Genomic DNA, 2314 nt, shown 5'->3' with positions numbered 1-2314 from the left:
AGCAATGGCGGCCTTGACCGCGTCCGCGCCGGGCCTGGTCGGCCGGTATTCCAGACCGACGGCGCCGTCATAGCCGTTGGCGAAGATCCAGCCGAGGCGTCGGGCAAGGTCGATATCGCCGGAGCCCGGTTCGTTGCGGCCGGGGTGATCGGCGACATGGACATGGATGACACGGTCGAGGCGGCCGTTCAGCACCTCTTCCGTGCGTTCGTCCATCACGGCGGAATGGTAGATGTCGTAGACGATGCCGATCTCGGGGCGGGCGACGTCATCGATGATGTCGAGACTCTCTCGGGTCGAATCGAGGAAATAGCCGACATGGTCGATGCGGATGTTGAGCGGCTCGACGCCGAGACGGACACCGCTGCCTTTAAGGATATCGGCGCCGGCTCTCAGCGTTTCGGTAAGCGCCCTGCGCTGTTCTTCGCGGGTCAAGCCCGGGAGACCGTCGCCCGCCTGGGCAATCAGCACCGGTGCGCCGAGACGTTTCGCGACAATGACGGATTCGGCAAGGCCTTTCAGCCAGGCCTGCCGGTTGTCGGCGTCGGTCAGCGCGATCATCGGTTCGGCGACGAGGCTGGTGACCGCAAGGCCGGTTTCCTTCAGCGCTGCCTCGATCGCATCCAGATCCTTGCCGGTCCAGCGCCAGAATTCGATCGCCGTCAGGCCGGCCGCATGGGCGCGGCGGATGCGATCTGGAAAGCTGTCGCCCTCTTCGGCAAACAGCCACTCTATACAGGTTGAATAACGTCGCATGAAAACTCCTCCCGTCTGTTGAGGCAGGCATGCGACAGATCGGAGCCTGCCGCAAGAGGAGTTCGGACGCTTGACGCCCGGGGTTCATTGGCGGAACACTCAGCACATCAGGCCGGGATCTCCGGCCGTTTGCGGAGGAAGACATGGATCTCGGATTGAAGGGAAAGACTGCCGTCATAACAGGTGCGTCGGTCGGCATCGGGCTGGCGATCGCCGAGGGGCTGGCGGCTGAGGGCGCCGACCTCGTGCTGGCAGCACGCGGCGGTGAACGGCTCGAGGGGGAAGCCGATCGTATCGCCAAGAAGTACGGCGTCAGCGCCGCCGCTGTCGCGGCCGATGTGGCGACGGTTGCGGGAACCGAGGCGATCATCGCGGCGGCGGCCGAAAAAGGTGGCGCCGATATCCTCATCAACAATGCCGGCACCGGATCGAACGAGACGGTGATGGAGGCGCCCGACGAGAAGTGGCAGGACTATTGGGACCTGCATGTGATGGCCGCCGTGCGGCTGGCGCGCGGCATCGCGCCGCAGATGAAGCAACGCGGCGGCGGGGTGATCCTGCACAATGCCTCGATCTGCGCCGTCCAGCCGCTCTGGTACGAGCCGATCTACAATGTCAGCAAGTCGGCGCTGATGATGTTTTCGAAGACACTTTCGACCGAGCTCATCAAGGACAATATCCGCGTCAACTGCGTCAATGCCGGTCTGATCCTGACGCCCGACTGGATCAAGACCGCCAAGCAATTGACGGCGGAAACCGGCGGCAACTGGGAAGGCTACCTGCAGAGCGTCGCCAACGAGCACGCCGCCTCCAAACGCTTCGGCACACCAGAGGAGCTGGCAAACGTCTTCGTCTTCCTGAGTTCGGAGCGCGCGAGCTATTGCATCGGCTCGACCTATTTCGTCGATGGCGGCATGCTGAAGACGATCTGACCGAGGCTGCAGGCAGGGCGCGCGGCGGCCGGTCTTTCTCGAGGCTGCCGGGCGTTTCTGTGGACGTTGCCGATACAAGCTATAAATAATAGCTATTTTGTTGTATGTTCACGCTTTTGACGCTATTTGCCTGCTATTGGCAGGATAAATACTGCGATTTCTACAAGGCGACGACGATGCTGACGAAAAAGGGAAAATACGGGCTGAAGGCGCTGGTCGACCTGGCGCGGCTGGCGCCGGGTGAGACCGCCTTCATCAACGACATCGCGGCCCGCAACAATATCCCGAAGAAGTTTCTCGATACGATCCTGCTCGAACTGCGCAATGTCGGCATCCTGCGCTCGAAGAAGGGACCGGGCGGCGGCTATTCCCTGTCGCGGCCGGCAACCGAAATCCGCATCGGCCATGTCATCCGCACGCTCGACGGGCCCTTAGCGCCGATACGCTGCGCCAGCCGTACGGCTTACGAGGCCTGCGACGACTGTGCCGATCCGGAAACCTGTCAGGTGCGGCGCTCGATGACCGATGTTCGGGACGCGATCGCCGCCATTCTCGACAATATGACCCTCGAGCAATTCGTCGCCGATGGCGGCCGTATCGACGGCCCCAAGGAAGAATTCCCGATC

At 62.6% G+C, this 2314-nt stretch carries 3 protein-coding genes; 2 read left to right on the top strand and 1 reads right to left on the bottom strand.

Annotated elements, in window-relative coordinates:
- On the bottom strand, window positions 1-756 hold a 756-nt coding region (locus FY112_RS00550; RefSeq protein ID WP_151517369.1), incomplete at its 3' end, for a TIM barrel protein.
- A 143-nt stretch (window positions 757-899) separates the two neighbouring features.
- On the opposite strand from FY112_RS00550, the gene FY112_RS00545 reads away from it, so the two are divergent.
- Both FY112_RS00545 and FY112_RS00540 read left to right on the top strand, forming a co-directional pair.
- Window positions 900-1688, top strand: coding sequence for an SDR family oxidoreductase (locus tag FY112_RS00545; RefSeq protein WP_017961792.1), 789 nt, complete (start codon window positions 900-902; stop codon window positions 1686-1688).
- 176 nt (window positions 1689-1864) lie between these two features.
- Window positions 1865-2314, top strand: a 450-nt coding sequence (locus tag FY112_RS00540) for an Rrf2 family transcriptional regulator (protein WP_151517370.1), incomplete at its 3' end; no start/stop codon positions are given.

Origin of the sequence: Rhizobium sp. PEPV16, from assembly GCF_008919455.1 — a bacterium.
In the GTDB taxonomy this organism is placed as follows: domain Bacteria; phylum Pseudomonadota; class Alphaproteobacteria; order Rhizobiales; family Rhizobiaceae; genus Rhizobium; species Rhizobium leguminosarum_Q.
Note: the sequence above shows the minus strand (reverse complement) of the source record. Positions and strands in the feature narration are given on the sequence as shown.

Bases quoted from the DNA above. Each gene is read 5' to 3' on its own strand.
- FY112_RS00545 (WP_017961792.1), top strand. From the start codon at position 900: ATGGATCTCGGATTGAAGGGAAAGACTGCCGTCATAACAGGTGCGTCG.